This is a genomic window from Acinetobacter bereziniae (assembly GCF_016576965.1).
Classification (GTDB): domain Bacteria; phylum Pseudomonadota; class Gammaproteobacteria; order Pseudomonadales; family Moraxellaceae; genus Acinetobacter; species Acinetobacter bereziniae.
Genome location: NZ_CP066119.1, coordinates 542,473 through 569,122, shown reverse-complemented (window position 1 = coordinate 569,122; position 26,650 = coordinate 542,473). Strand labels below are relative to the sequence as shown.

30 protein-coding genes and 4 tRNA genes are annotated in these 26,650 nt (G+C 37.7%); 12 read left to right on the top strand and 22 right to left on the bottom strand.

Translation table 11 applies throughout. The features are described from left to right. Positions 1 to 19 precede the first annotated feature (19 nt). The 3 genes from I9192_RS02690 (at position 20) to I9192_RS02680 (ending at position 1,903) form a co-directional block, all read left to right on the top strand. Positions 20 to 931, top strand: coding sequence for a bestrophin family protein (locus I9192_RS02690; RefSeq protein ID WP_004825105.1), 912 nt, complete (start codon positions 20 to 22; stop codon positions 929 to 931). A gap of 98 nt (positions 932 to 1,029) precedes the next feature. Continuing rightward, a complete protein-coding gene (locus I9192_RS02685) occupies positions 1,030 to 1,314 on the top strand; it encodes an antibiotic biosynthesis monooxygenase family protein (protein WP_004825107.1) in 285 nt (94 codons plus the stop codon). 106 nt (positions 1,315 to 1,420) lie between these two features. Then, on the top strand, positions 1,421 to 1,903 hold the full coding sequence (locus tag I9192_RS02680; protein ID WP_005033955.1) for an ankyrin repeat domain-containing protein: 483 nt from the start codon (positions 1,421 to 1,423) through the stop codon (positions 1,901 to 1,903). Between the two features lie 75 nt (positions 1,904 to 1,978). Here I9192_RS02680 and I9192_RS02675 read toward each other — a convergent pair whose 3' ends face one another. Then, positions 1,979 to 2,860 (bottom strand): energy transducer TonB, encoded by an 882-nt coding sequence (locus tag I9192_RS02675; protein WP_004825113.1) that lies wholly within the window; start codon positions 2,858 to 2,860, stop codon positions 1,979 to 1,981. 230 nt (positions 2,861 to 3,090) lie between these two features. Here I9192_RS02675 and I9192_RS02670 point away from each other — a divergent pair, with 230 nt between their 5' ends. The 5 genes from I9192_RS02670 (at position 3,091) to I9192_RS02650 (ending at position 6,928) form a co-directional block, all read left to right on the top strand. Next, complete coding sequence (locus I9192_RS02670; protein WP_005033958.1) at positions 3,091 to 3,777, top strand: hypothetical protein; 687 nt, start codon at positions 3,091 to 3,093, stop codon at positions 3,775 to 3,777. A gap of 154 nt (positions 3,778 to 3,931) precedes the next feature. Further along, positions 3,932 to 4,636, top strand: a complete 705-nt coding sequence (locus I9192_RS02665; protein WP_010591293.1) for a DUF3108 domain-containing protein — start codon at positions 3,932 to 3,934, stop codon at positions 4,634 to 4,636. 103 nt (positions 4,637 to 4,739) lie between these two features. Continuing rightward, positions 4,740 to 5,315, top strand: coding sequence for a xanthine phosphoribosyltransferase (locus I9192_RS02660; RefSeq protein ID WP_004825120.1), 576 nt, complete (start codon positions 4,740 to 4,742; stop codon positions 5,313 to 5,315). Positions 5,316 to 5,466: 151 nt separating this feature from the next. After that, positions 5,467 to 6,330 carry an acyl-CoA thioesterase gene (locus tag I9192_RS02655; protein ID WP_200150090.1) on the top strand — a complete coding sequence of 288 codons (864 nt, stop codon included), beginning with the start codon at positions 5,467 to 5,469 and terminating at the stop codon, positions 6,328 to 6,330. A 232-nt stretch (positions 6,331 to 6,562) separates the two neighbouring features. After that, positions 6,563 to 6,928, top strand: a complete 366-nt coding sequence (locus I9192_RS02650; RefSeq protein ID WP_005033964.1) for a hypothetical protein — start codon at positions 6,563 to 6,565, stop codon at positions 6,926 to 6,928. A gap of 179 nt (positions 6,929 to 7,107) precedes the next feature. Here I9192_RS02650 and wrbA read toward each other — a convergent pair whose 3' ends face one another. Further along, on the bottom strand, positions 7,108 to 7,701 hold the full coding sequence (wrbA, locus tag I9192_RS02645; protein WP_004825125.1) for an NAD(P)H:quinone oxidoreductase: 594 nt from the start codon (positions 7,699 to 7,701) through the stop codon (positions 7,108 to 7,110). A gap of 118 nt (positions 7,702 to 7,819) precedes the next feature. On the opposite strand from wrbA, the gene I9192_RS02640 reads away from it, so the two are divergent. Then, on the top strand, positions 7,820 to 9,064 hold the full coding sequence (locus tag I9192_RS02640) for a YihY family inner membrane protein (RefSeq protein WP_004825126.1): 1,245 nt from the start codon (positions 7,820 to 7,822) through the stop codon (positions 9,062 to 9,064). Between the two features lie 91 nt (positions 9,065 to 9,155). Here the strand turns inward: I9192_RS02640 and I9192_RS02635 are convergent, their stop codons facing one another. Beyond that, positions 9,156 to 10,097, bottom strand: coding sequence for a DMT family transporter (locus tag I9192_RS02635; protein WP_005033967.1), 942 nt, complete (start codon positions 10,095 to 10,097; stop codon positions 9,156 to 9,158). 146 nt (positions 10,098 to 10,243) lie between these two features. Here I9192_RS02635 and I9192_RS02630 point away from each other — a divergent pair, with 146 nt between their 5' ends. Next, entirely contained in the window at positions 10,244 to 11,017 is a 774-nt protein-coding gene (locus tag I9192_RS02630) for an AraC family transcriptional regulator (protein WP_010591291.1), read from the top strand. Positions 11,018 to 11,121: 104 nt separating this feature from the next. On the opposite strand, the gene I9192_RS02625 is transcribed toward I9192_RS02630, so the two are convergent. The 6 genes from I9192_RS02625 to I9192_RS02600 form a co-directional block, all read right to left on the bottom strand. Then, entirely contained in the window at positions 11,122 to 12,216 is a 1,095-nt protein-coding gene (locus I9192_RS02625) for a type VI immunity family protein (protein ID WP_042066329.1), read from the bottom strand. A gap of 17 nt (positions 12,217 to 12,233) precedes the next feature. Next, the gene (locus tag I9192_RS02620) at positions 12,234 to 13,331 is read right to left on the bottom strand and encodes a type VI immunity family protein (RefSeq protein WP_042066331.1); all 1,098 of its coding nucleotides are present in this window, start codon (positions 13,329 to 13,331) and stop codon (positions 12,234 to 12,236) included. Positions 13,332 to 13,343: 12 nt separating this feature from the next. Continuing rightward, a complete protein-coding gene (locus tag I9192_RS02615; RefSeq protein WP_005033973.1) occupies positions 13,344 to 14,081 on the bottom strand; it encodes a VRR-NUC domain-containing protein in 738 nt (245 codons plus the stop codon). Further along, on the bottom strand, positions 14,074 to 14,607 hold the full coding sequence (locus I9192_RS02610) for a PAAR domain-containing protein (protein ID WP_005033974.1): 534 nt from the start codon (positions 14,605 to 14,607) through the stop codon (positions 14,074 to 14,076). Before I9192_RS02610 ends, I9192_RS02615 begins: the two co-directional genes overlap by 8 nt. A 240-nt stretch (positions 14,608 to 14,847) precedes the next feature. Continuing rightward, entirely contained in the window at positions 14,848 to 15,486 is a 639-nt protein-coding gene (locus tag I9192_RS02605; protein WP_005033976.1) for a fumarylacetoacetate hydrolase family protein, read from the bottom strand. Positions 15,487 to 15,531: 45 nt separating this feature from the next. Then, positions 15,532 to 16,032 (bottom strand): YcxB family protein, encoded by a 501-nt coding sequence (locus I9192_RS02600; protein ID WP_004825133.1) that lies wholly within the window; start codon positions 16,030 to 16,032, stop codon positions 15,532 to 15,534. A gap of 189 nt (positions 16,033 to 16,221) precedes the next feature. Between I9192_RS02600 and I9192_RS02595 the strand changes: the two genes are divergently transcribed. After that, a complete protein-coding gene (locus tag I9192_RS02595) occupies positions 16,222 to 17,511 on the top strand; it encodes a hypothetical protein (RefSeq protein ID WP_005033978.1) in 1,290 nt (429 codons plus the stop codon). A gap of 23 nt (positions 17,512 to 17,534) precedes the next feature. On the opposite strand, the gene I9192_RS02590 is transcribed toward I9192_RS02595, so the two are convergent. From I9192_RS02590 to I9192_RS02580, 3 genes are all read right to left on the bottom strand, one after another. Further along, a complete protein-coding gene (locus I9192_RS02590) occupies positions 17,535 to 18,320 on the bottom strand; it encodes a YidX family protein (protein ID WP_005033979.1) in 786 nt (261 codons plus the stop codon). Positions 18,321 to 18,418: 98 nt separating this feature from the next. Next, positions 18,419 to 18,495, bottom strand: a tRNA-Arg gene (locus I9192_RS02585). Between the two features lie 122 nt (positions 18,496 to 18,617). Further along, complete coding sequence (locus tag I9192_RS02580) at positions 18,618 to 19,886, bottom strand: MFS transporter (RefSeq protein ID WP_005033980.1); 1,269 nt, start codon at positions 19,884 to 19,886, stop codon at positions 18,618 to 18,620. A 104-nt stretch (positions 19,887 to 19,990) separates the two neighbouring features. Here I9192_RS02580 and I9192_RS02575 point away from each other — a divergent pair, with 104 nt between their 5' ends. Then, positions 19,991 to 20,428, top strand: a complete 438-nt coding sequence (locus I9192_RS02575; protein WP_005033986.1) for a winged helix-turn-helix transcriptional regulator — start codon at positions 19,991 to 19,993, stop codon at positions 20,426 to 20,428. A 65-nt stretch (positions 20,429 to 20,493) separates the two neighbouring features. Here the strand turns inward: I9192_RS02575 and I9192_RS02570 are convergent, their stop codons facing one another. The 10 genes from I9192_RS02570 to I9192_RS02525 form a co-directional block, all read right to left on the bottom strand. Continuing rightward, complete coding sequence (locus I9192_RS02570) at positions 20,494 to 21,360, bottom strand: cysteine ABC transporter substrate-binding protein (protein ID WP_005033989.1); 867 nt, start codon at positions 21,358 to 21,360, stop codon at positions 20,494 to 20,496. Positions 21,361 to 21,420: 60 nt separating this feature from the next. Continuing rightward, complete coding sequence (locus I9192_RS02565) at positions 21,421 to 22,326, bottom strand: cysteine ABC transporter substrate-binding protein (RefSeq protein WP_005033991.1); 906 nt, start codon at positions 22,324 to 22,326, stop codon at positions 21,421 to 21,423. A gap of 31 nt (positions 22,327 to 22,357) precedes the next feature. Then, a complete protein-coding gene (locus I9192_RS02560) occupies positions 22,358 to 23,089 on the bottom strand; it encodes an amino acid ABC transporter ATP-binding protein (protein WP_004825143.1) in 732 nt (243 codons plus the stop codon). Then, positions 23,086 to 23,757 (bottom strand): amino acid ABC transporter permease, encoded by a 672-nt coding sequence (locus tag I9192_RS02555; protein ID WP_005033993.1) that lies wholly within the window; start codon positions 23,755 to 23,757, stop codon positions 23,086 to 23,088. Before I9192_RS02555 ends, I9192_RS02560 begins: the two co-directional genes overlap by 4 nt. Next, on the bottom strand, positions 23,747 to 24,406 hold the full coding sequence (locus I9192_RS02550; protein ID WP_010590763.1) for an amino acid ABC transporter permease: 660 nt from the start codon (positions 24,404 to 24,406) through the stop codon (positions 23,747 to 23,749). Before I9192_RS02550 ends, I9192_RS02555 begins: the two co-directional genes overlap by 11 nt. A 199-nt stretch (positions 24,407 to 24,605) precedes the next feature. Then, positions 24,606 to 24,803: a hypothetical protein gene (locus I9192_RS02545; protein WP_004825146.1), complete on the bottom strand. Its 198-nt coding sequence runs from the start codon at positions 24,801 to 24,803 to the stop codon at positions 24,606 to 24,608. A 778-nt stretch (positions 24,804 to 25,581) separates the two neighbouring features. Beyond that, positions 25,582 to 26,043, bottom strand: a complete 462-nt coding sequence (locus I9192_RS02540; protein WP_005034002.1) for a hypothetical protein — start codon at positions 26,041 to 26,043, stop codon at positions 25,582 to 25,584. A gap of 97 nt (positions 26,044 to 26,140) precedes the next feature. Further along, positions 26,141 to 26,217 (bottom strand) — tRNA-Arg (locus tag I9192_RS02535). Between the two features lie 47 nt (positions 26,218 to 26,264). Next, a tRNA-Arg gene (locus I9192_RS02530) sits at positions 26,265 to 26,341 on the bottom strand. Between the two features lie 15 nt (positions 26,342 to 26,356). Further along, a tRNA-Ser gene (locus I9192_RS02525) sits at positions 26,357 to 26,446 on the bottom strand. Positions 26,447 to 26,650: the final 204 nt, after the last annotated feature.

Here is a 26,650-nt window from a genome sequence, read left to right as displayed (position 1 = left end):
AAATTATAGACTTAAAAACATGATTGTCCGCGATCAAAACGATACTCTTAAATTACTCCTGTCTTGGCGTGGTACGATTCTGCCAAAAGTGTTACCACCGCTAGGTTTTGTGATGCTCATCTCTGCCATCGTAGGTGGAATTGAATATACTGATTTATATCGTTTTCCTGAGCTTCCTCTGGTCGGTTTTACCCTTATCGGGGTTGTCCTGTCTATTTTTTTAGGCTTTAAAAACACAGCATGTTATGACCGTTGGTGGGAAGCCCGTAAGCTTTGGGGAATGTTGATTGCAAATGCGCGTCACTTTGACCGTGACTGCCGTATTTTTCCGCAAGGTCGTCGCGAAAGAATTATTCAACATGTCATTGTTTTTGCAAACTTATTGAGAGATCGCTTACGACATCAAACTGCCAATCCCGATGCTCTGGTCGAAACTAGTGGTATGAGTCCTCAAGCATTAACCCAACTCTACCAACAGACCAATGCACCGCAATACACCCTGAGTCTAATTCAATGGGAATTGATGCAAGCTTTGAAAGAAGGTGAGATTTCAGACATCATCTACACCCAGCTCAATGAGCATGTTAATGAACTCAGTTTGGTACAAACAGGTTGTGATCGTATTGCTACGACACCTTTACCATTTGCCTATTCAGTTTTATTAAATCGAACTGTCTATTTTTTCTGCTTTATGCTTCCATTTAGCTTAGGTTCATTATTGGGTTTAGCCACACCGTTATTGGTGGGCATTTTGGCGTATACATTTCTCGGCTTAGATGCTTTAAGTACTGAGATTGAAGAACCTTTTGGTACTCAAAGCAATGACTTACCACTCGACTCGATGGTTCGTATGATTGAAATTGAACTGCTCGGAACCCTAGGTAAACCTACCCCACCACCAATTCAAGCACAGGATCATAATTTACTTTAATGCAGAATCGCTTGAGAACTGATCTTAAGTAACTCAAGCATGCTTCCAAGCGGATTCAACATCGAATGATGTCTGTGATATAGAGCTAGGGATAAAATATGAAATATGTGGTTATTTTTAAAGCTCAGGTCAATGTACTTGATCAGACCTATATTCAAACCGCGCAGCATTTACGAGAAAAAGCGCTGACTCAATTTAACTGTCAAAAATTTGAATCGATTTGCGAAAATGACTTTGAAATTGCGCTTTCCTATTGGAACTCACTTGAAGATATCCAAGCATGGCATAAAGATGCAGAACATCAAGCAGCTCAAAGGATTGGCAAACTGCAGTGGTATAAAAACTTTCGTGTCGAAATTTGTGAAATCACAAGATCTTATTAACATCTGTTGACACTTCACAGATGCTTACGACAGCTGAAATATCGACAATCTCTTCATAAAACGCTTAAAATTGGCAGACCAAATATAATTATAAAAGGACTTTGCTATGTCAGAATTATTCCAACTGATTTTACACGGCGAAAGCAACGCTGCTTTAGGAAAACTCACCGCTGAAACCCTCAATCAACAGCTTGATGGTTCATCATTGCTGATGTATGCCTTGCAACATCAACAAGATGACATTGCGCTCAAACTAATTGAGCTTGGCATTGATGTAAATTTGCAAAATAATCAAGGACAAACAGCATTACATTTGATAGCTGTTTATAAAAATAATATCGGTATTGCTCGCGCAATCATCGCACATGGCGCAGACTTATCACTGCAAGATCATTCAGGAAATATTTCGCTTTGGACTGCTATTTTTAATGCTCAACAACACTATGATCTGGTTAAGCTATTACTAGAAAACGGTGCTGATTTAAACAGCAAAAATCGCTCTGCGAAAAGCCCTTATGATTTGGCATTGTTGATGAAATTCCCAGAAGGTATCAGCTTGGTGCAACAGTACCAAACTCATTCTTTATAGTCAGTCGACTTTAGCAGATTTTTAAGCTGCGAGTGCATTGATTGAACTAGGCAATACAAGGTTTTGCTAAGCGCTCTAATGGACTTCAAATTCAGACTCAGCGGGATCGAAACGCCACGTTCTGACAATTCGTAGTTCAGAAATATCTTTCATTTTTGCATCAAAACGTCCAAATGGAGCACCCTTACGTACCGAATTTTTAGCGGCTTCATCTAAAATGGCATGACCTGAACTTTCGATTAAACGAATTGCCCGTATTCCCCCTTCATTATTCAGAATCACCATTAAACGAACTTCACCTGAAAGGCGCTGTTGCTTAGCAAGATCAGGATAATAGCGGTTGCCATACATTTCGACTTTTTCACGGAATTTATCCAAATAACCAGCCGATGCATCTTGTTTCGCTTGAATGCCATCTAAGGTTTTAATTTTTTGTTGTTTACTAAAATTTTGCTGCTTTTGTAAATATTGTGCTTCTAAGCTCGCCACCATCGCGGCTTTGGCTTGCATTTGGCTTTGTAATTCTTCCATTGCCTTTTTTCGATCGTTTTGTTCAGCTTGCTTTTGCCAACTTAAAACGGTCATCAGCACTTTTTCTTCAAATTTTAATTCACGTTTTTGCTGTATTTGCTCTAAAGCTTCAAGCTGTTGATCCCCTGCACTTTTATCTTCAGCTTGTGCTGGCATATCAGAGGACATCCGATGTTCTTTACGAAAGGTTCCTGAACCTTGTTGATCTGCTTGCGCAAGGAAATCAGCATCTTTGACTTTATCTTCACTTGGGCGAATACTGACAGCAATTTCTTTTGTCGCAGTATTATTTTCTTGCGGCATACCAAATTGCACAGATAAAAATAACCCGTGGACAATTACAGCAATTGAAACTGCCCCGACAAATAATGCATCTTGCCACCAGTACCCAGTATGTTGCGTATTGGCAAATAATTTTTTTATCATGACATTAATCCGACAAAATTCCCCAATTGCCAAATTTAAAATTTATTAAAATAAGTTTAGTCTTACATTATTCACAAACTTTGTGACTGACTTAATGAAAGTAAAAACGTAATTTTAAAACACTCAAAATGGTGCAATGTTTTTTGCTAAACTGCAATCTTTAGACTTGAATTTTTTTAATCATCGACAAGTTTATCGCCTAAAAGTGATGATGATTTGGGACCATACTTATGCCGACGCTACTTTCTAACATTGTTAAACGTATTCGACAAGTATACCAAAAAGCCGAAGGTTTTATAGAAGAAGAGCGCGAATTTCCACTCTCTCAAGTATTTTTAAATGCAACGTTTAAACGTTATGTGACTGACAATGTCAAAATTCTTGAAGATTTACATGCCGACTTGCATGATGATTGGTTAAGACTTTATGCAACACTGAATGTTAAAGGCATGCATTTGGTATTGTCTGTCGATCTTAAATTAGTTCAAATGGAAATGAACAAAGATATGCAACTGATTGTTTTTGAACAAATCAGCAACACCCAAGTCATCGAAGCAAAGTATCCTAATATTTGGTACAAAATGGGCGTAAATTGTGCATTGTTCTTCTATCAAAAGGTACTTAAAAAAGATCCTTTGGGCATGATCTTAGAAAAATTTGATGTCATTCGCGTGAAGGATGAATTATTACATTTAGACCTTAACCGTTGGTTAGGTAAAAACCGCTCTATTATGGACACTTTAAATAAAGTTCATGTTAATCATGCCGAACTTCGTGAAACAGAGTTAGTGGTGATTGGGAATGTCAATCTCACAGCCATATTCAGTAATTTTAGAGAAGATGATGACCGCATGGTTGACTTAGAAGAAGAGGATTATATCGACGATAAGGTCACACCCATCGAGCAAAAAAGCTAAATCGTTCATTTTGGGTCAAATTTCAAGTCAAACCGAGCAAAACCAATACATAAATTCACAGGATTTGAAATAAAGTGAATATTTTCTCCCCAATTACATTGCATAATAGATGCTATAACTCACAGATACTTTTAAATGCATAGGACATTTAATGATGGCAAAAACGTTATTTAAAACATTCAGCACAGCAGCCGGTATTTCTACTGCAATGTTATTGGTTGGATTTTCAAGCAATGCTCTTGCCATGAGTCCATTCCAAGCCAGCTATCAATTTGCTTATAATGGCAAAAATCTAGGCTCTGCTACCCGTACTTTAAGTCAAAATGGTAACAATTGGACCTATGTCTTTGCTGCCAAAGCGGCTGCAATTGCATCAGCAAGCGAAACCAGTCGTTTTACTTTTAGCAATGGTCAAATTAATTCCAATAGTTTTAGTCGTACCAGTAAAGTGTTGGTACATAACGACACGATGACCATTAACTTCAATCCAAACAATAAAACCATCAATACCAAGAAAAAAGATCAAGCACGATCTTTCCCTTGGAAAGCAGGTGCTTTGGATGAACTCAATGCTGAATTACAAGTACGTGAAGACTTAAAAGGTTCTGGTTTAAAATCGAGCTATCTGATCGCTGATGCTAAGGGGCTTGACGCTCGTCGTTTTGTAAAACAAGGTACTGAATCCATTAAAACCCCAGCGGGAACGTACAATACCATCAAAGTGGTACTCACTCATGATAATGGGGAAAAAAGCTCAATCTTCTGGTTAGCACCACAATTGGACTATTTACCTGTAAAAATGTCGCATGTAGATGGTAAGACCTCTTATAACTTAACCCTGACCAGTTACAAAAAGTAAGAGATTTTTCACCTTTTGGTCAATTTGAGCTTGCATTTTTTTTGGTGCTTTTTAAAATACGCCTTTGCTTTAAAAAGCACCTTGCCTCTAGAGGATTCTCCCTGTGCACGCACTAGAACAGAAAATCTTAGCTGAAGGTATCGTTCTATCTGATCAAGTTCTGAAAGTCGATTCTTTCTTAAACCACCAAATTGACCCTGCCATGATGCAACTGATTGGTCAGGAATTTGCTCGCCTCTTTAAAGATGCGGGTATTACCAAAATCATTACAATTGAAGCGTCAGGTATTGCTCCTGCTGTAATGGCTGGTTTGGAGCTTGGTGTACCTGTTATTTTTGCACGCAAATATCAATCTTTAACCCTTAAAGATGATTTATATCGTTCAAAAGTATTCTCTTTTACAAAACAAATTGAAAGTACCATTGCGATTTCTAAAAAGCATATTACTAAAGGCGATAAAGCTTTAGTCATTGATGATTTCTTAGCCAATGGTCAAGCTGCTTTAGGTCTTGCTGACTTAATTCATCAGGCTGAAGCAGAGGTGGTTGGCATCGGGATCGTGATTGAGAAATCATTCCAACCCGGTCGTCAACTGTTGCTAGATAAAGGTTACCGTGTTGAATCTTTGGCACGTGTTGAATCTTTGGCAAATGGTACTGTTACTTTTGTAAAAGACTAAGACTGTTAGCTTAAGCTTTTATCTTAAAATTGAGCGCTCTATGCGCTCTTTTTTATCGCTTATAAAAAAGTGCTCAGGTCTTTTTAACCATTCTTTTCCTTGTTTTTTTATTCTATATTCTTTAAATAATGATGCACTCAGGCAATTATAGATGAGATCACTCACCCAAGAATTCATTGATCTGTTGAATGTAAAACAACTGGATAGCTACTTATTTCAAGGACAAAATACACAACTCTTTGGTTCACACTTGATGGGAGGACAATTGGTTGCACAGGCTTTGATTGCTGCATCAAAAACCACTGATCGTCCTGCACACTCCTTATATGCATATTTTATTCGTAGTGGTCGTACAGATTTACCCATTTTATTTAAAGTGGAAAATTTACGAGACGGCAAAAGCTTTACCACTCGACAAGTGAATGCATGGCAAGCTGGTCATATTATATTTTCAGCGATGATTTCATTTGCACTGATTGAAACTGGTTTAAATAATCACATTGAAGCACCAGATTATCCTCTACCCGATCATCTTTTATCAGAACAACAGCATAAGCAGTTGATCTATAAGGATGTGCCTAAAGCTGCTCAGGATATGTTTATGCGTCAGTTTTTCGTTAAAGTACATCCAGTACAACCCTTTAATCCATTTAAACCCGTCAAATCAGAAACCCGCTATGCCGAATATATGCAAACTTTTCACAGAATCCCTGCAGAGTTCGATCTTCCCATGATTCATCAAGCAATTGTTGCTTATTATTCCGACTATAATCTGTTGACCACATCACTCAGACCGCATGGCGTAAGTTATGCAAATGGCGGAGTTCGCAGTGCAAGTCTAGATCACAGCATTTATTTTCATTCAGCATTTAGAGTTGATGAATGGTTGTTGTATGACATGGATGCGACTGTTTCCAGTCAATCTAGAGGGCTGAATTTTGGGCGAATCTGGCAAGCTGGAAAATTAGTATGCAGCGTCACCCAAGAGAGTTTAATGCGTGTTAAATCACGATAAAACATTACATGGTATCATGTAAGTTTTTGATTTAATCGCTTAAACCTATATTTATATTTAAACTTTTCTACCCAACGTCTTCACATAAAATATAAAGAATCTACATTATATTCAGTTACAATCGAATCAAGTCTCATGATCAGCATTGTAAAACAGCTGTCGTGAAAATGAGTGAAATATTAACTATAACTTAGCGAAGACAAATGGACTTTGTTGAGTGAGTAAACAATCAATGACTGATGAACAAGCAGTAACTTGCCCAAAATGTGGCTCGACAGACTTAACACGACGTGATCATGAACAACTTTTAGGCAAAGCAGGAAGTGTCTTGCTGACCTCTGCAGGTGCAGCAGCTGGCACGGTAGGCGGTGCAGCATCAGGGGCTTCAATTGGTGCTGCAATCGGTACGGTCGCTGGACCTTTGGGTGTGATTGTTGGCGGCACTGTCGGTACATTTGTGGGGGCAATCAGTGTAGGTATCACTGGTGGTTTTTTAGGAAATCGCTTTGGTAAAAAAGCGGGTGTGATTGTCGATCAAAATATTTTCTTTGATTATCAATGCCAAAAATGCAAATATCGCTTTAATATCAAACAATAAAATCACAGGACTCGTCACATGATGCTTTTATCATAAAGCATCACGAACTTACAAAATGTCGAAGGTCCCAAAGTGAATCCAGATCATCTTGCATCGTGACTTTATTTTATAATTGTGGCTTTAATACGCATGGCTTTATTTTATAAAAGAATCAAAGCAGTATTAAAGCCAGTGTCTGCTTAACGATTTAACTTTTGAACGATTTCACCTAAACGCTTACCCTGCTCAGTACATAATAATTTTTCATCTGTACTCAAACTTTGGTCATGACGTGGTCCACTGACATGACTCACCCCATAAGGTGTACCACCAGATTTGGTATTTGATAATGCGGGATGAGCATTGGTCAATCCCATAATCATCATTCCGTGATGAAATAACGGCGGTAACATGGTCAGTAATGTACTTTCCTGTCCACCGTGCATTGAACCTGATGAGGTAAAGACACAAGCAGGTTTATTGTGCAAAGCACCGTTTAACCAGAGACTGGTGGTTTGGTCCCAAAAATATTTCATTTCAGAAGCCATATTTCCAAAGCGTGTTGGAGAGCCAAGCGCCAAACCTGCACAGTTTTGTAAATCTTCCAAACTACAATAAATATCGCCTTCTTCTGGAATACTCGGTTGTGCTTCTTGAACCACCGTTGAAAGATGAGGAACTGTGCGAATTTTTACCGCCGTTCCGGTTGCTTCGATACCATTGGCAATCAAGTGTGCCATTTCTTTGGTAGATCCATATTTGCTATAGTAAAGTACGAGAACATAGGCTTGCATAAGTATGGGTTGATAATAGCTAAGACAATAAAACTATACGGTATTTTTCGGCTTTTTTGGGTAAGCTTAATAAATGAAACTGAAAGATATGCCGAAAAATAATTGAGATCAGAGATATATGTTTGAATTAATTAAAAAATTACCCTTCTATCAAAAAACTTGGTTTCAATTCATTCTTTTTGTAATACGTCGTTTTGAAGCAGATCGTTGTCGTGATCAAGCAGGATCACTGACCTATACCACTTTATTTGCGGTTGTCCCCATGTTGACAGTGTTCTTGGTCATCATTTCGTCGATTAAGGCGCTAGAACCTGCCAGACAACAACTCCAGCAGATGATTTACAGTAATTTTCTACCTAAAACCAGTATTGCTTTTGATAAAGCCTTTAATGTGTTTACAGAGAATTCAAGCAATTTAACCGTGATCGGGGTATTGTTTTTATTCATCACAACCGTGCTGATGCTGACCAGTATTGAAAGTGTGTTCAACCGTATTTGGCGCGTCAAAGAAACACGTAATGGCATCATAGGCTTTATGCGCTATTGGACGATTATTTCCTTAGGACCAATTTTGTTGGGCAGTGCCTTTGTGATTTCGTCTACATTGGCATCAATGAATGTACTCAGTAATAACTTTGCGGGCTATGAAGTAGATGGTACAGCCTTATTTGCAGTGATCTCTTTTGCACTCACCACTTTAGGATTTTTTATTTTATATTGGACGATTCCCAATCGTAGCGTTCCAATCAAGGCAGCTGCTATCGCTGGAGTATTTGGCGCTGTTGCTTTTGAATTACTAAAAAATCTGTTTGGTTTTGTGATGACCAATTTCACCAGCTATACCTTAGTCTACGGGGCATTTGCTGCTGTACCAATTTTCCTGTTATGGATATTTTTATCTTGGAATATCGTCTTATTGGGTGTGGAAATTAGTTATGCCTTAACTGCTTTTCATACAGGCAAGATTCAGACGCGCCACCCTGTACTGATGATGTTGGACATCTTGGAATTATTCTATAAAAAGCAAAAAACAGGACAAGTGGTCACGGATACTGAAGCTCTCGATATTTTAGGTCGTGGTGAAATTGGACGCTGGCCTCTTTACGTGCAGCTTTTAGAAAAGCAGAATTTGGTTAAACGCACAGATAACAACGAGTATGTATTGGTCAGAAATTTAGATGAAATCGATTTTTGGTCTTTCTATACTTCACTGCCTTATACACTGCCACGTCGTAAAGATGTCGAACATGTTCATGATGATGATGTGTGGATGAAACATATTGGTCCAACACTGATTGAGTCTGATGAATATTTGGCAGCCAAATTATCAATTCCACTTTCAACGATTTTAGATGATAAATAATTGAAATAAGTCACTGGCGCTAAGCATTTTCCATCCCACTGATCAGTCGGTGGCAATAAAAAATGCTTAGCCTTTTGCGATTGAAATACTGTTATTCAGACCACTCATTGGTCTTTACTTGAGAATAGAATTTCTTTTCAATCCAATGATGTAAGCTGACAATAATTACGCCCAACATGACCATTGCTGCACCAAAAAGAAAATTTAATTCAATCTGTTCATTCAGAAAAAGTACACCAAATAACATTCCAAAAATCGGAGTAAGAAAAGAAAATACCCCCAAGCGATTAGCCAAGTAATTTCGAAGTAGCCAAAACCACAGCATAAAACTGATAAACGACACCACAATGGTATGGAAAATCAGACTCCCAATAGCTAAACCTGTCCAATGAATTTCAGCTTGCCCCATCAGAAAAGCCAAAGGCAATAGCAATACACAGCCACCAACCAATTGATAGAATAAAGTTTGTGTCGGATGCGCATCCGATAACTGAGTTAAACGCAAAGAAATCGTGGTCAGAGCCCAAAGTAAGCCCGCAAGCAAAGCGAGAAAATCACCAAACAAAGTATTAGAAATCATCGCTTGTGTAGCAGTGCTGTGTACTTCTTCCCGACCTAAAAAGGTCACCACGATACCTAAAAATGCAATAAAAATTCCCACCCATTGCAACATGGAGAGTCGCTCTGCAGGAAGTTTCCAATGTAAACCCAGTGCTACAAAGATAGGTGCGGTATAGAGTAAAACTACGGTATGAGATGCAGAAGTATACCTAAGTGCTTCTGCTACGAGGAAAAACTCCGCTGAAAATAAAAATGCAACCCACATGCCTGGAAATAAATATTGTTTAGACCATAGCGTTGTCCCTTTTTGTCGCTGTATTAAGGGATAGACTAAAATTGCAGAAAGTCCTGAGCGAATGGCAATTTGCATCATGGGTGAAATATCTGCTGCTGCCAATTTAAGTACGACTTGTTGTAAGCCCCAAATCATACATAATCCAACCATCAAAGCAGATGCTTTGCGATCCAGCATTTTACGCGTATCCACGATATTGCACTCGAACTCAAGAGAATAGTTACACTATATTCCTGTCTGTTTTATAGAATATAATTCAAAGTAGACAAAGCATCATCTAATTCAGGCAATTTATCGTGGTCATAAGAAAAACAGTCCATGCAATGCATTTTACTCAACTCACGACCAATGATGAGATTATTGCCCCGCTTTGGCTTATTTTTCGACATGATCCTGCACAATCTATTTATCCTCAACACGGGCATGCTTGGGGAGAATTTATTTATGCATTCAATGGTGTTATGGAAGTGAATATTCATCAGATGAATTATATTACTCCACCACCTTATGGGGTTTGGTTACCTCCAAATACCCAACATAGTGGATTAAACCGGACCCCTGTTTCACATGCCACCTTATATATACATGAGTCACTTTGTCATGCCCTACCGCAACAAGCAGGGATTCTTTTAACCTCTCCGCTTGTTTCTGCCATTTTACAGCATCTCAAACAGCATTCACTTCAAGAGACAGAACCTGAATATTTAAGATTATTACAAGTCTTATTGGATCAACTTCAACATGCAGAACTCATTGGCAGCTATTTACCTCACACAGAACATCATGCGCTCAAGCAAATTTTAGATTTCTTACATGCCCATCCCGCTGATCAAAGCACCTTGGAAAGCTTGGCTAAACGAATCAATATGACTGAGCGTACTTTAGCGCGACTCAGTCAAAAGGAACTTGCTATGTCTTTGAATGAATGGCGACAACGCCTCAAAGTCATGAAAGCCATGTCTTTGCTGAATGAAGGTCGAACTGTAGAAAGTATTGCTTTAGATCTAGGTTATGCCAATGCCTCTGCATTTATTAATATGTTTAAACGTTGGATGATGCTCACACCAGATCAGTTTAGAAAATTATTTGATCATTAGACCGTTTTAACAATAAATTGAAATGGTCAATCTACTGAATATAATGATCAGTTAATTGAAAATAAAAACGTTTTAATAAATTAAAAAATTTTGACACATACAAATCAACTCCAATCCACTCGCCTATCTAAAAAGGCATATTTAGAAATCAATTTAGCTTCTTGTTGCAATTTCCCAAAATAATCCAACTTTTCTGCTTCTTCGATATCAAAGCGTTTCATCCATGCTTCTGCGCGATAGCCAGTAATCAAAGGATTTTCATCATTATTATGATTTCCCCGATGTAAACTTCCAATTTTTTCAACACGTAACGGTTTTAGAACTCGATTTAACAATACATAGGGAGCAGGTAATGGGTCTTCTTCAACAAAGCCATTTAGAGCTAAATTTCCTGCCTGAATGACGATCCCTGTGCCATAGTCATAACCAATAAACCAACTCATGGGCAATTCACTATTGAGCGCTTGTTCTTCCTTGATCGGATTAAACCATTCATAATTAATTGCTGTTAACCAACTCACGGTTTTTATTCCATTCAGTAGATTGTCTGACTCAAGATAAGGATTACCCACATCCATTGCCCACCATTTTCGAGATAAGTAGGCTTCCGTTAGTTCATTTTTATCATCTCGAATTCGTGAAATGATACATGCGTAACCATGCTTGGCTTTTAAGCGATTTGCAAATTTAATAAATAACTCAATAAAAATTTTCGTGTTTTTTTCTACCCATTCAATAGGCATAGAAAAAGTTAAGGTACTTTGATAAGTACCATTTATGATTTGCCATTTACTCGCACCACCAATATTAAATTCCCATGCTCCCGTTGCAAACTTTTCTTTACCACTGGTATATAAAAAACCCAGTGATTTCATTGGACTATAAAATTTAAAAATCTCACGTATGGGTTTTACATTTTTAAATTCTGTGCTATCAGAACCTGCTCCTTTGGGTGGTTCATCCAACCACAGCCATGTTAAATGATCTTTGGCATAAGTTTGATAATCATCAAAGCATTGGGCAATCGCTTCTCGCATGTCATCACTAAAGCCCTCTTTAAAATATAAAACTGCACGAATTGCAGGTATTGCACCCACATAATCTTCAGGACCACCTTTGGCAAAAAGCCCTCCACCAATCGCACCTTGTTCTTGTTGCTCAGCCCAAAATTTATATTCTTCTTCAGTTTTTAAATACATATGATAAACAGATTATCCTACCAATCTACTCGCCTATCTAAAAAGGCATATTTAGAAATCAATTTAGCTTCTTGTTGCAATTTCCCAAAATAATCCAACTTTTCTGCTTCTTCGATATCAAAGCGTTTCATCCATGCTTCTGCGCGATAACCAGTAATCAAAGGATTTTCTTCATTATTATGATTCCCATAGTGTATTGCTCGAATCTTTTCAACACGTAACGGTTTTAGAACTCGATTTAACAATACATAGGGAGCAGGTAATGGGTCTTCTTCAACAAAGCCATTTAGAGCTAAATTTCCTGCCTGAATGACGATCCCTGTGCCATAGTCATAGCCAATAAACCAACTCATGGGCAATTCACTATTGAGCGCTTGTTCTTCCTTGATCGGATTAAACCATTCATAATTAATTGCTGTTAACCAACTCACTGTTTTCATACCATTTATGAGATATTTTGCTCCTAAAATAGGGTCACCTACATCCATTGCCCACCATTTTCGAGATAAGTAAGCTTCCGTTGGTTCATTTTTTTCATCTCGAATTTGAGAGAGAATACAAGCATAGCCAGCATAACCATGCTTGGCTTTTAGGCGATTTGCAAATTTAATAAATAACTCAATAAAAATTTTCGTATTTTTTTCTACCCATTCAATGGGCATAGAAAAAGTTAAGGTACTTTGATGAATTCCCATTTCAACTTGCCACTTACTTTTTCCTGCAACGGTAAATTCCCAAGCTCCAGTTGCAAATTTTTCTTTACCGCTAATATATATAAAGTAAAAAGCTTTCATTGGACTATAGTTTTTTAAGCTCTCCCGAATAGGCTTGGCATCACTATAAGCAATATTATCCCTTTCCCCTTTTGGCGGTTCATCCTGCCATAACCATGTTAAATGGTCTTTGGCATAAGCTTGATAATCATCAAAGCATTGGGCAATCGCTTCTCGCATATCATCACTAAAGCCCTCTTTAAAATATAAAACTGCACGAATTGCAGGTATTGCACCCACATAATCTTCAGGACCACCTTTAGCAAAAAGCCCCCCACCAATTGCACCTTGCTCTTGTTGCTCAGCCCACAGTTTATATTCTTCTTCAGTTTTTAAATACATTGTATTCTCCGTTTACCACGCAGGCTGAGGTGAAGGTTTAGGTGATGGAAATCGAGGAAGTTTTGGAAGTTTGCCTTTTCTTAATTGAATTGCAGCAGCAATCAGTCCAGCAGCCCAAGTTATAAACTCGACAACCGTTGAGGTTTTACCATTCTCATCATCATTTCCACAATCACATTCATTGAGATCTAATTGTTTAACTTTGTTTGGATCTCCTGCTATTATTGGATAATCATCCTTTTGCGCTTTACTTATTCTGTCTTTAAATTTTATTTCAATAACATGTTTGATATTGTCTTGGGTTGGGGGAAGATTAGGATCTTTCACAATCACCACATCAGGACGACGCACCATACCCTGCCCCTTTTCAAAAGAATAACCTTTTTCAACTTCCCAATACTTTTTAATCCAACCTGGAAGATAAGGGTGTACTTTGGTGATTATTCCTTTTTCCATAATTGGTGCGGGCGGATTCCGATGCATATCATAATTCACTTCTGCTTTGTAAGGGCTTTGATAATTTAAAAATTTATCCAGCTCTCCTAAACGTTCTGATACGCAAGCTTGGTATTGATTGGTTTCTTTCTTTTTTCCTTTGTTGGGATTGACTTCACAATAACAAATCGCCTTACAAATCACTTTTTTATCTTGAAGATCTAAGGCATCGCTAATAATAGCAACGACTTTAATGGTCGGATTTTGAGAGGGTCCTGTCGTTAAAATCCCTTGCGGTTTTCCTTGATCAGCCATTGTCTAATTCATCCACTAAATTAAGATGAATTTCCTCTTCGGATGGCGTATAGATCCAATCGGTAAAACCTTGGTCATCACTTGCATAAATCGTCGTTGTACCATCTCCCATCGTCACACGAACTCGACGATTCGCTATAGGTTCACCAGTGTTTTGATCAACCAATTGAAAACGCCCTTGATGGTCTTGTGGTGGTGGGACTGTTTCCTCACCCTCATCATTTGGATTGCCTATTAACTGAGAACCAAAGGGTGAACTGGGCTCAACAACCACCTGAAATGAGCTTGGCAGTAATTTTGCGCCACAGGCAGTTTTCATTCCAACTAAAGCAACTTGAGTATCATCAGGAAGAATAAAATTAGGTGCACCTTCGGTTATTGGAAAAATGCCTTTACACTTAGGACAAGCGACCATATAACCTTTGCCTGCCATCCCTATACCATTTATTGATATTGTTGGATGACCATGCAAAACAACGCCACCATGATCAGTTTTACAGCCTTGGACAATAATCGGCTTATTCATAATTCTGCTCTTATAATTTAATTTTATTAAAATGATTTATATTTAAATATAAACAATAGTAGTCAATATACTGAATATTGAATCAAAAAAATAGGGCTTTTGTAATTTTCAACAAACCAAAACAAGAAATTTATCTTAAAAATTCAAGTATTTAAAAGAGACAAATAAGAATCACATTCAACAAAAAACCCATTGTTTAGTCAGGTATAAACAATGGGTTTAATGTTGGTGATTGCTTTTTTATTTTACAAAGGTTTTCCAAACAAAATCTTGACTTTGACCATGTAATGTCATCGAAAGTTGATCCCCTGAAGCCAAGGCAGCGACCCCTGCTGGCGTTCCTGTCATGATGACATCACCCGGTTCTAAACAGAACACTTGATTAATATCTGCAAGTAAATAAGCAATATCAAAAATCAACAGTGAGGTATCCCCTTTTTGTCGAACTTGATCATTTACAGCAAATTCAAACTTTACTGCCGACCAGTCTTTGACTTCATCTACACTAACCCAATCCGCCAACACACATGAACCATCAAATGCTTTAGCGCGCTCCCACGGTTGACCTTTTTTCTTTAAATCATCCTGTAAATCACGCAACGTCAGATCCAAACCTAAAGTCACAGCACCAATTGCATCTAAAACTTTGTCTAGATTGGTCTCAGCTTTGAGGGGTTGATCTATACGTAAAGCCAGTTCACACTCATGGTGGCAATTTCCCCATGCTTCATTCCAAGAAATACCCTCTTGTAATGAAATCAGACTACTAGGTGGTTTGATAAATAAGACTGGACGGTCTGGAATTGCATTTCCTAATTCTGCTGCATGTGCTGCATAACTACGACCTACACACACAATTTTAGATGGACGTGTACTCATATTATTCCCTTCTTATTGATCACCGTTAAAAACTGTTCAGTCTAATTACTTCTTGAATGTATTAATAAAAATGCTTTGATCTGTGGGTGTTGCAAAAGCACGTTTTGGTACAATCACCACAGTACGATTTTTTAATTCAATCATATAAGTGAGTTTGCCTTCTGCAAATTTCTGTACATCTGAATAATGATGCACTTGTTTCGGTCGCCCACTACTGAATAATTCCATATAATCTTGGAACAGTTCAATGCCTTGCTCACTCTTACCAAATTGGTACTTTACAAACTGGCGTTTAAACATCATCGGTAAAAACCAATAGCGCATCAACATCTGTAAAATTAAGAAAAAAGCACCCAAGCAAACGTAATACTTACCCACACCATCCAAACCAAGATAAATACCCCATACAATGATCCCAATACTGACCAAAGGGGTAAGCAATTGGCTGATTTGTTTTTTTCCAAATGTCGCCAGTTTAAAACCATCTTGAGATTCTTCTAGATTAAGATAATAACGTGCAGATAATGCAGGCTGAGTGTCTGACATAGTTGCTTCAATATAAATATTTTAGGATGCCAAGATATTACACCAGATTAGAGCCTGATAGACCGATTTTCGTCACGTTTTACACAACAGTTCTACTTTTTTCAGCCAAACCCTTTTTAATAACCATAAGACAAAGATCGTCTAAATTGAATGAAGATCACCAAAAATAAAGTTTGCAAAGGAACCGCAATGAAACACGTTTATGTGAATATCAGTTTGATTATTTTGCTTGGAATAAACCAAAATAGTGTTGCAAAATTAGTAGCATGGACAGAAAACATTCCAAGTGCATTAAAACCTTTTGACCAAAATGCACAACAAATTGCTGCAATTGCACAAGATAATATTTTAATTTATCCGCATCCTGCCATTAAAACGGCGTTACCAACCTTGACCAAAAATCCACAACCGATTGCTCATTTTTCTACAGCGGCAATCGTTGTCCCTGTAAGCAGTCAAGACGTTGCAAAAACGTTAAGCAATTACAGCCAATATGTCGGATTATTTCCCACTTTAAAATCAGCAAAAGTCATGGAAACCGTAGGTCAAGTCAGTCAACTGAAATATCGTATTTCAATCCCTACACCGATCCCTGTTTTAAATTTTAACGAAGATGTTATCTTACAACATCAACTCGGAACAAACAGTGTTTCAACACTGGTGATTGATGGTCCTATTCCTTATGCAGCAGGAAAATTTGAATGGTTTAGTTTAGGTGAGAATAAAACCTTAATTACCCTAACGCAGTGGGGAGATTTAAATCAGCCGCAAGGATTTTTATTTAAGAAGATTTTAAATGCATTTCCTGAAGTCAAACTTGCCATTCCGAATGGTTCAAGTGCATTTGTATTGGAAGCATTAAAAAATAAGTTTTCAACGAAAAAGATAACCGCATTAAACGCAGGTCAACTGCCTAGTCCTCAATTGAGCACAGCTCAAATCAATAAAATTGTTCAAGTGAGTGCCAATGCTCAACAACCTGTGAGCCTGATATTAAATCCTGTCACAGTTCCTTATACGCATGGTCGTGAAGTTCTACGCTTTACCACCACTTACCAATATATCAATGCAACACCACAACAGTTACAGCGTTGGACTCAACCGATGTCTTATAAAGAAATTTTTCCAAGACAAATCAAAAACATAAAAACAACACCTAGTACTCAACAAGGTCAAGATGCGGAATTTAAAGTCAGTGTAGGTTTAGGTGTGATCAGTATTCCTTTTGATTTTAAGATGCATTTTAGCTACCCCAAAGCAACTGAAAATAACTTCTACGCCAATGGAGGAGATTTGCGCTATCTCAAAGGTCAAATTCAGTTCTTACCTCAAGGCAATGACACTTTATTAAAGATGACCACAACCATCAAAATCGATGAAAAAGCACCATTTTTACTCAAAGCAGCACGTAGCTTACCCTATCATGAAATGTTACCTGCATTAGGGGCAAATGCTATTTTTGCTCAGAAAGTGAAATAATCGGTGTTGCTTGCTATCCCCCATCAATGGGCAATATTTTTAATGGTCGATCCGATATTGAAAAGCAAATAAAGCGGGATTGCCACAATATCCCCGACTAAGGTCACAGGAGTGAGTGCAATCTTCTGTAAAAGGTTTTTCCCATGTAGAGAATAATGTGTTTTACCACTTGTATAGATATCAATCGGATAATTATGGCTAAAGTCCTGAAATTTCATTTTGTTCATTTCAGCATTTAGACCCACAATATGCCCTACCAATCCAATTTTTCTACGATAGAACTCAGTGTTTTCTTGACCATATTCATATTGACTCAAATCCAACCGAGATAATTGCTGCTGCTCATTTTGGGTTAAATTGTTTTTAGCATAATACAGTTCAATATCAGCACTGAATTTAACCTGTTGTAAATGCTTATCGTCATCGATTTTAGGGAGTAAAGATAATCCAAAATATTCTTCATTTGAACGAACAGGTCTAATTCGCCAATATTTTGGGTCTAAATCAGATTGAATGGTCTCTAAAATTTCCTGATTACCAATATCAATCATATAAGCATATTTTTGCCCAATCACAATTAAAGATGTGTCCAGTTTTTTTATATCAACATTGTTTGTTGAAGAGGAACTTTCTTTTAAGTAGGCAAAGCCAACAATTTGATCCTGATCTACAGTGACTCTATCTGCATGACTAGAAACTACTTTACCTGTGGCTAGCGTTCCAGAATCACTATTATTCCATAAAATTGCTGTACATCCACTCAACAGCGTAACAACAACCATCAGCAAAAATAAAGATTTTTCATACATCAAAACACTGACCTTATTTTTTGTTATCCTTGTCATTGTGACATTTTTTAGGCACAAAAAAACCGCAAAGAAGCGGTTTTTTCAATATTTTATCAAGTTGGTGCGCTCAGAGAGATTCGAACTCCCGACCCCTTAGTTCGTAGCCAAGTGCTCTATCCAGCTGAGCTATGAGCGCGACGTCTTGATGAGACGCATTATACGCCTTTTCAGTTTTTTGTTAAGTGCTATTTATCCCGTTATGATCTAAGTGTCTAGTATTTGGGCTATTCCTTTCTAAGTAGCTAAAAAGCAGTCGCTTTAAGCTTTAGCAATCGACCGAAGCATACTTTTTTGCCATTCAGCAACGATCCTCCGAGTCAAATACCAAAATAAATACCCGACTAAACTCAATATTCCGCCAGCCAAACACACGGCTGACCACCCCCAAGAACTATATAAAGTTGTTGCTAAGATTGAACCGATAGAACTACCCAATGCATAAAACAACATATACGCCCCCACCAAACGCCCATGTAACTGAATGTCTGCTTGAAAGATTAAACTTTGGTTAATCACATGTACGGCTTGAATGGCAACATCCAACAAGACAATACCCAAAATAAATATCCAAATTGAAAAATACAAACTGCTCAACACCCACCACGAAATGATCATGAGTAAAAATGCAAATTGGGTGACCTGTTGTGCATAACCGCGGTCTGCCAATCCCCCTACACGAATCGCCATTACTGCTCCGATCGCACCAATCGCACCCAACCAGCCGATTAAACGATGTGAATATTCAAACGGCGGGATAGATAAAGGAAAAACCAAAGCATTCCAAAAAAGATTTAAATTGATAAAAATAATCAAAGCCAATAGACCACGAATTTGTAAAACACGATGACGATATAGTTGTTCAAATACTGAAAATATAATCTGTAAGTAACTGGGCTTTTTAGATAATGCAATACCTTGAAAAGTCATCGGTAGAAATTTCCATAACAGCATACAGGTCATGCTCATACAGATGAGTGAAAATACATAAGTTCCTTGCCACCCGAACCAGTCGGCTAAAGTTCCAGCCACAACTCTGGATAACAGTATGCCCAACAACACGCCAGCTTGAACCGTACCCACTACTTTTCCACGTGCTTCAGCAGGTGCTAATACTGATGCGTATACAATTAGCCCTTGAGTCATTGCTGTTCCCAGCATTCCCACAAGCAAAATACTTGCAAATAGAGCAACAATATGCGTTGAAACAATCAATAAAACCAGTGACACACACAAGCTCAGTATTTGCAACAATATCAATCGCTTTGGTTGTAATAAATCACCTAAAGGCACAATAAAAATCAGCGCAATGATTGAGCCTATTTGAGTCAATGAAACAATGAGACCTGCCCATGAATAAGACAATTTAAAATCTTGAGCAAACAAATCCAGTAAAGGCTGGGCATAATAAACATTTGCCACACTCAACCCAGCAGCACATGCCAATAAAATCACCAAAGCCTGTGGCAGTGTTGAGAAATTTTCTTGATGGGCTTTTATTTGTTGCGCTTGGATCGTCTTATTTTTCATTTCATATTAACCTGGTTTTAATTTGCAACCAGATTAAAACTACTTAAACTTGTTTTAAATTGCAACTGGTTTTATAGTCTTAGTTTTGATGACGTGTAAATAAAATGAATCAAGAAAAATACCAAGCCTGCCCTGTGGCTCGTTCAGTACAGTTGATTGGAGATCGTTGGGTCTTACTGATCATTAGAGATGCTTTTGATGGTCTTAAGCGTTTTAGCGATTTCCAAAAAAATTTAAATGTTGCCAAAAACATTCTCTCCGATCGTTTGACCAAATTAGTTGATGCGCAAATTCTTAAAACTCAACCTGCTTCAGATGGCTCTGCTTATTTAGAATATGCATTAACAGAACAAGGCATTGCCTTATTTCCAATTGTGGTTGCATTCAGACAATGGGGCGAACAATTTTTATTTGATCACAATCAACCCCACTCTATTTTGATAGATCAACATACAGGAGAAGAGTTAGCACTTATGCAACCCATGACAAAACAAGGAAAGCAGATTCTTGCACAAGATACTTTCGTCAAAAAAATCTCTTAGTTGCAAAATGCTTCCCTTGTACTCAACGTGCTAAGCTTTTTCAGTCGTAGAACCTGATGATGACATTACTCCACCAGCAAATCTTTTGGATTGATGCTGTCGCCATAGACAGGTTTGAGTGTTTTCTCATAGGCTTGTTGGATTACACCTGCTTTAGATAATTTTTCGAGGTCTTGATTTAACCAATCTAAAAGTGCTTTGTCGCCCTTTTTCACTGCAGGTGCAATTAAATCATGCTGACCTAAGCTGGTAATACCTACTGTATAATTTGGGTTCTCTTTTGCCCAAGCCAAAACCAATAAATTATCATGAGCCAGTGCGACACCTCGACCATCTTTCAACGCGTCAAAAGTTTCTGTATTTTGCTCATATTTCTGTAATTTAATTTCAGGATGGGATTTAGAGAAAAATGAATCTGCTGTAGTGCCTTTATTGACCAACAAGGTTTGCCCTTTTAATTGAGCCAGATCTGTAATCGGCTTGGCTTTAGGTGAAACCACTCCCAAAGAAACCTTTAAATAAGGTTTAGCAAAATCGACCACTTCCTGACGCTCAGGTGTCACAGTGAAATTGGCAAAAATAATATCCACTTTATTGGCTTTTAAATATTCAACACGATTAGCCGCCTCAGTTAAAACAAACTGAACTTTATTTTCATCACCCAATAAGTCTTTGGCAACATGCTTGGCAATTTCCACGTCGAAGCCTTGATTTTTACCTTGTGCATCGAGATAACCAAAAGGTGGTTTATCACTAAATACACCTATACGAACAACCCCATTTTTCTTAATCTGTTCAATACTGTTTGTCGCTGTTTGCTCAGGTTCGACCGTTTTGTCAGTGCTAGCTGTATTTTTATTACACGCCACCAAACCCAAGCTCAATACGGATGCCGCCAGTAAATGAGTGAACTGTTTAAGCGATATATTCATTTCATTATCCTCTGCTCTATTTTGATATTTAAGCGATCGTTATTTTGATGTTTTGTTCAACTATGATTTCGGTGTGACATCCAAAAAGACTTTGGAATCTATGGTTGTGCCATAAACGGGTTGTAGGGTTTGATCGTAAATTTTCTGAATTTCGCCCGTTTTTTGTAAGCTTAAAATTTCATGATTCAACCAAGCTAAAAGTTGCGTATCACCTTTTTTTACGGCTGGTGCAATAAAATCTTGGTTTCCAATTTGTTGAATCCCCGCAGTAAATGTTGGGTTTTCCGATGCCCATGCCAAGGCATAAGTGCTGTCTTGCGAAATAGCATCACCACGACCATCTTTAAGGGCATTAAATGCATCGGTATTTTGTTCAAACTTTAATAATTTAATTTTTGGATAGTTCTTGGTGAAATAAATATCAGAAGTTGAACCTTTATTGACGATCAAGGTTTTACCTTCGAGCTGGTGAATATCTGTAATCACCTTAGCTTTAGGCGATACGATACCCAAGGCTGCCTTTAAATAAGGCTGAGCAAAATCGACCACTTGTTTACGCTCTGGTGTGACTGAAAAACTCGCAAATACGGCATCCACTTTACCTGATTTTAAAAATTCCACACGGTTTGCAGCCTCAGTCACCACAAGTTCAATCTTATTTTCATCCCCAAGCATATCTTTGGTCACTCTTTTTGCTAAAGCGATATCAAAACCTTGTGGTTTACCCGTACTGTCCACATAACCAAATGGTGGATTATCGGCAAAAACGGCAACTCGAAAAATTCCTTTCTGCTTGATCTTTTCTAAAGATTGATCCTTTTGTTGATCCTGCGTGATCGATTGCTGTGATTCTGATGAGGGACTACAAGCAGTCATTATTCCCACACATAGTGCGATACCCAATGTTCGAACAGCCGTGGAAATTTTTAAAAAATTCGGAGATTGTGTTAAATAAGATAAAGCCATACTTCCTCGTTATTATTTCTAAATCGATTTGCTAATAATTCAACATATTTAAAAATGCTTTCGCACGTTCAGTTTGTGGCTGCTGAAAAAACTGTTCAGGTGTGGCTTGTTCAATAATTTTGCCTTTGTCCATGAAGATAATACGATCTGCGACTTTTCGAGCAAACGACATTTCATGTGTCACGATCAACATGGTCATTCCCTCATGGGCAAGTTTCAACACCACATCCAAAACCTCTCGCACCATTTCTGGATCTAAAGCCGCTGTAATCTCATCCAGTAAAATCACTTGGGGTTGCATGACTAAAGAGCGCACTATTGCTATACGTTGTTTTTGACCACCCGAAAGTTGTCGTGGATAATCCTGCTTGCGATCATATAATCCGACCCGCTTTAATAATTCATCCGCAACCTTTTCTGCTTCTATGCGAAGACGTTTCTGAACTTTTAAGGGTCCTAACAGAATGTTATCAATCACATTCATATGTCCAAAAAGTTCGTAGTTTTGAAACACCATGCCAATTTTTTGACGTACATCAACCCATGGTAAATCCTGCCCTAACACTCCCGAACCCTCTAAATAGATCTGACCGCCTTGGATCTTTTCCAAGCCATTAATACAGCGCAACAAAGTGCTTTTTCCGCATCCTGAAGGACCCAGAACCACCACAACCTCACCTTGTTTTACGTCCAAATCTATGCCTTGTAAAATATGACTTTCTGCAAATGATTTCTGTAATTGTTGTATAGATAACAAAGTCATCGTGACTCCCAAACTTTTTCTAAATGTGTTGCCAAACGAGATAAGGGATAGCAAATGAGGAAATATAAAAAGAAGATCAAACCATAGATCCACAGCGAGGCATTGGGTACAACCAACAGCGAGTTTTCAATAATTTGTTGTCCAACTTTGATCACTTCCACCACCCCGATCAGGACAGCCAAGGAACTGGTTTTGATCATACGGGTAAACAAATTGATTGCACCAGGCGTAACACGTTTAAGGCTCAATGGAAAAACCACAAAACTCAAAGTTTGTATTGGGCTCAAACCCAGTGCATAGGCAGCATCCTTTTGATGCTGATCAATAGAGGTGATTGCCGCTCGGACCAAATCACCCATTTCCGCAGTTCCCCACAAAACAAAAACAACAATGCAAACCAACACTGCTGACCATTGCCAGTTAAACCATGTTGCAAAACCAAAGTAGAAAACAAACAGTAAAACCAGAATAGGGATGATGCGTATCGCCTCTAAGTACAGACGACAAATTGCTTTAATCAGAATATTTTTTGAGGTCATGATCACCCCCAAAACAGTGCCAAAAATTGCCGAGAAAAATACAGAAATGAAGGCGATTTTGGCAGTAACCCATAGCCCTTCAAACAACCGAACAAGGTGGCTTGTTTGAAAGAGATAATCAAACTCCATGGCTTGCCCTCCGACTACGGTATTCCAGATAACTGGTAAGAATAGAGACAGGCATTAAAATAATCAGATAGGACAGGATCAGCAGAAACAATGCTTCTGTGGTCTTATAGTCCATACCAATCAAGTCTTTGGTGACAAATAGTAATTCAACCACGGCGATTGCACTGACGACTGAACTTTCTTTAATCAGAAATAAACAGTTTGCCCCAATTGCAGGAATCGAAACGGATAGGGCTTGGGGGAAAACGACATATTGAAAGACTTGCACTCGATTCAGACCAATACTTTCCCCTGAATCAATTTGCCCTTGGGCAACTGATTGCAATCCTGCCCGAAACGCTTCCGCCATATAGCTTCCACCTAAGAAGGTCAAACCGATCACACCACAGGTAAATCCATCGATTTTGATTCCTAATTTGGGTAAACCGTAATAAAGGAAAAAAAGCTGAATTAATAAGGGGGTATTGCGAGATAGCTCAATATAAACTTTGGCTATTTTGTCGAATACACGTACTTGATAAGTCATCAAAATACTGCATATTAAACCCACCAAGATGGCGAGAATAATGCTGATGATTGAGATTTTAAGTGTCGTCAGCGTTGCCGAAACAAACTGAGGCATCACACTATAGATATATTGCCAATTCAAAGAAATCATCCAGAATAATTATTTTATGCAATGTGCTAAAGCAGAAAAAATGATTTTGAACTATCTTACAGCGATATTTTTTTCTAAATAAATATGATTATCAGATAAGCTTTTCGATAAATATAATGGTCCGTCGTTGATTTTTTATAGAGAATATCGGGGGGATAATCAGAACAATAAAGCACAAGATTTAAAGTAATTAATCCACGTTCACCAACTCCAATTGCTCCATACATGCGGTACAAAAAATCACAGACTCATTGTCCAAGCTTTGAATTTGCAGTTCATAGACAAAACCTGTCAAGGTTCGATTACAGCCATCACATTGTTGTAAATTAAAATGGCAAATGAAATCCACATGCTCATAGATATAGTATCCGTCTGTATATGCTGTCATGTGATCCCTTCAAAGCCAATATTCTTGTTACCATTTTAAAGTTTTTAGCTTGGAAATTGGGCTTAGACAACTTACTTCGCGACAAGAATAGACGCGTAGATTTAAATGCAATTAGAGGTGTACACTTTACTTAACTTTTATAGTTTTATTAATTAAATAACTCTTAGCCACTATATTAAAAATGAGCTGTTGTATTACTTTGTATTTTTCAAATAGTCCTTCTCCTAAATGTGATTTCAATGATGTTAGTGCGCTTGGCTTTGCATCAAAAATTTAATTCCTTTATTTTGGTTAGCACTCTTTTCTAAAGAAAATATCCATCTTTACGAATCTCAAATAGAGGGTAAATATTCATATTATTAACTATAAAACAACTACTTGCATACTATTTATAATTTTCAGAAATATTTTGGGACAGGGATCCACTTTAGTTATGAAGCACTACAGCTTTCCCAATTATTTCTAGATTTCTTAAAAAGTCAAAGTCAAGAATATGTAATTCTTGACTTGATGATTTATTTGCGATGGTGGAAGAATCAGATACTCAAAATGTGTACTCGATTTTAATCAAAATGTTAAATTTTTATCCTCAACTCCTAAAAAATCCTAACCTAAAAAAGGTTAAAGCTTACTCTCACTTAGCGCTTTCTGTTGAACTATATTTAGAAGAGAATATGCGAAATGATTTAGATGCTGATGTGGTCCAATTTGTTAACATTGAATCATAAAAGATAAATCAAAAACCTAAAAACAAACTCAAAGAATTTCTTTTAATAAACTATAAAAAATTATTAAAATCATAATCATATTCTTCTATTTCTTCCATTGTCCAAATATGACCATCTAATTTATCCACACTGATCCCTGCACCCGCTTTTTCCTCAAATAAATGAGACAACGGAAATCGCCAAACAACAGGAGAATCCATTCCCATAAAACTCGTTTTAGTTATGTGATAATTTTCCAAATCTATTGCTTTTAATGCATATTCAAATGCTTGATCTATTGATAAATTTGCCTGATCTCGATACTGAATTGGAACATTATAAATTTGCATTTTCCGTTTTCGGAATTCTGTAATAAAATTTACTAGTGTTATACGGCGAACATTAACATTCAAATATCCTTGATAACTTTTCTCTGGGTCATATGTAAAATGTGGTTCCAAGATATGTAAATATTCTAGAGGTGAATAATCATCCAAAATATGAGGAATATATAAGTCACAAATTTTCTGCATAGATAATTTTCTTAAGTTATTTTTTTTAGTTTATCAAATTACAGACACAAAAAAACCGCAATGAAGCGGTTGATTTACCATCCGAAGATGTTCAAGTTGGTGCGCTCAGAGAGATTCGAACTCCCGACCCCTTAGTTCGTAGCCAAGTGCTCTATCCAGCTGAGCTATGAGCGCAATACTTGTGTTGCCTAAAGGCATTCGTTACATGTTGATTAACTTATTGGTGCGCTCAGAGAGATTCGAACTCCCGACCCCTTAGTTCGTAGCCAAGTGCTCTATCCAGCTGAGCTATGAGCGCGTCATAAGTAATCGTTGGCGGTGAGAGAGGGATTCGAACCCTCGATACAGTTACCCGTATGCATCCTTAGCAGGGATGTGGTTTCAGCCACTCACCCATCTCACCGTAACGAGCCGCCATAATACAAAGTTAAACCCGATTCGGCAAGTGATGATATTAAAAAAAATAGAGAAATTTACTCAATTAAATACTTTTTAAGCGTTTTTCATCATTTTGTTGTTTTTTTATGCTGCAAAATATTCATCATCTTAAAAAACATGCCCAATTTCTAAAAAAACCAAATTAAAAACACAATATTGCAATCAATTA

What these genes read in the sequence shown, in the direction of transcription:
- I9192_RS02630 (WP_010591291.1), top strand. Translation starts at nt 10,244, where the DNA reads ATGCATTTTACTCAACTCACGACCAATGATGAGATTATTGCCCCGCTT.
- I9192_RS02595 (WP_005033978.1), top strand. Translation starts at nt 16,222, where the DNA reads ATGAAACACGTTTATGTGAATATCAGTTTGATTATTTTGCTTGGAATA.
- I9192_RS02610 (WP_005033974.1), bottom strand. Translation starts at nt 14,607, where the DNA reads ATGAATAAGCCGATTATTGTCCAAGGCTGTAAAACTGATCATGGTGGC.
- I9192_RS02555 (WP_005033993.1), bottom strand. Translation starts at nt 23,757, where the DNA reads ATGGAGTTTGATTATCTCTTTCAAACAAGCCACCTTGTTCGGTTGTTT.
- I9192_RS02640 (WP_004825126.1), top strand. Translation starts at nt 7,820, where the DNA reads ATGTTTGAATTAATTAAAAAATTACCCTTCTATCAAAAAACTTGGTTT.
- I9192_RS02545 (WP_004825146.1), bottom strand. Translation starts at nt 24,803, where the DNA reads ATGACAGCATATACAGACGGATACTATATCTATGAGCATGTGGATTTC.
- I9192_RS02615 (WP_005033973.1), bottom strand. Translation starts at nt 14,081, where the DNA reads ATGGCTGATCAAGGAAAACCGCAAGGGATTTTAACGACAGGACCCTCT.
- I9192_RS02580 (WP_005033980.1), bottom strand. Translation starts at nt 19,886, where the DNA reads ATGAAAAATAAGACGATCCAAGCGCAACAAATAAAAGCCCATCAAGAA.
- I9192_RS02605 (WP_005033976.1), bottom strand. Translation starts at nt 15,486, where the DNA reads ATGAGTACACGTCCATCTAAAATTGTGTGTGTAGGTCGTAGTTATGCA.
- I9192_RS02665 (WP_010591293.1), top strand. Translation starts at nt 3,932, where the DNA reads ATGGCAAAAACGTTATTTAAAACATTCAGCACAGCAGCCGGTATTTCT.
- I9192_RS02675 (WP_004825113.1), bottom strand. Translation starts at nt 2,860, where the DNA reads ATGATAAAAAAATTATTTGCCAATACGCAACATACTGGGTACTGGTGG.
- wrbA (WP_004825125.1), bottom strand. Translation starts at nt 7,701, where the DNA reads ATGCAAGCCTATGTTCTCGTACTTTACTATAGCAAATATGGATCTACC.
- I9192_RS02685 (WP_004825107.1), top strand. Translation starts at nt 1,030, where the DNA reads ATGAAATATGTGGTTATTTTTAAAGCTCAGGTCAATGTACTTGATCAG.
- I9192_RS02620 (WP_042066331.1), bottom strand. Translation starts at nt 13,331, where the DNA reads ATGTATTTAAAAACTGAAGAAGAATATAAACTGTGGGCTGAGCAACAA.
- I9192_RS02600 (WP_004825133.1), bottom strand. Translation starts at nt 16,032, where the DNA reads ATGTCAGACACTCAGCCTGCATTATCTGCACGTTATTATCTTAATCTA.
- I9192_RS02655 (WP_200150090.1), top strand. Translation starts at nt 5,467, where the DNA reads ATGAGATCACTCACCCAAGAATTCATTGATCTGTTGAATGTAAAACAA.
- I9192_RS02565 (WP_005033991.1), bottom strand. Translation starts at nt 22,326, where the DNA reads ATGGCTTTATCTTATTTAACACAATCTCCGAATTTTTTAAAAATTTCC.
- I9192_RS02540 (WP_005034002.1), bottom strand. Translation starts at nt 26,043, where the DNA reads ATGCAGAAAATTTGTGACTTATATATTCCTCATATTTTGGATGATTAT.
- I9192_RS02560 (WP_004825143.1), bottom strand. Translation starts at nt 23,089, where the DNA reads ATGACTTTGTTATCTATACAACAATTACAGAAATCATTTGCAGAAAGT.
- I9192_RS02575 (WP_005033986.1), top strand. Translation starts at nt 19,991, where the DNA reads ATGAATCAAGAAAAATACCAAGCCTGCCCTGTGGCTCGTTCAGTACAG.
- I9192_RS02670 (WP_005033958.1), top strand. Translation starts at nt 3,091, where the DNA reads ATGCCGACGCTACTTTCTAACATTGTTAAACGTATTCGACAAGTATAC.
- I9192_RS02590 (WP_005033979.1), bottom strand. Translation starts at nt 18,320, where the DNA reads ATGTATGAAAAATCTTTATTTTTGCTGATGGTTGTTGTTACGCTGTTG.
- I9192_RS02690 (WP_004825105.1), top strand. Translation starts at nt 20, where the DNA reads ATGATTGTCCGCGATCAAAACGATACTCTTAAATTACTCCTGTCTTGG.
- I9192_RS02570 (WP_005033989.1), bottom strand. Translation starts at nt 21,360, where the DNA reads ATGAATATATCGCTTAAACAGTTCACTCATTTACTGGCGGCATCCGTA.
- I9192_RS02625 (WP_042066329.1), bottom strand. Translation starts at nt 12,216, where the DNA reads ATGTATTTAAAAACTGAAGAAGAATATAAATTTTGGGCTGAGCAACAA.
- I9192_RS02650 (WP_005033964.1), top strand. Translation starts at nt 6,563, where the DNA reads ATGACTGATGAACAAGCAGTAACTTGCCCAAAATGTGGCTCGACAGAC.
- I9192_RS02680 (WP_005033955.1), top strand. Translation starts at nt 1,421, where the DNA reads ATGTCAGAATTATTCCAACTGATTTTACACGGCGAAAGCAACGCTGCT.
- I9192_RS02635 (WP_005033967.1), bottom strand. Translation starts at nt 10,097, where the DNA reads ATGCTGGATCGCAAAGCATCTGCTTTGATGGTTGGATTATGTATGATT.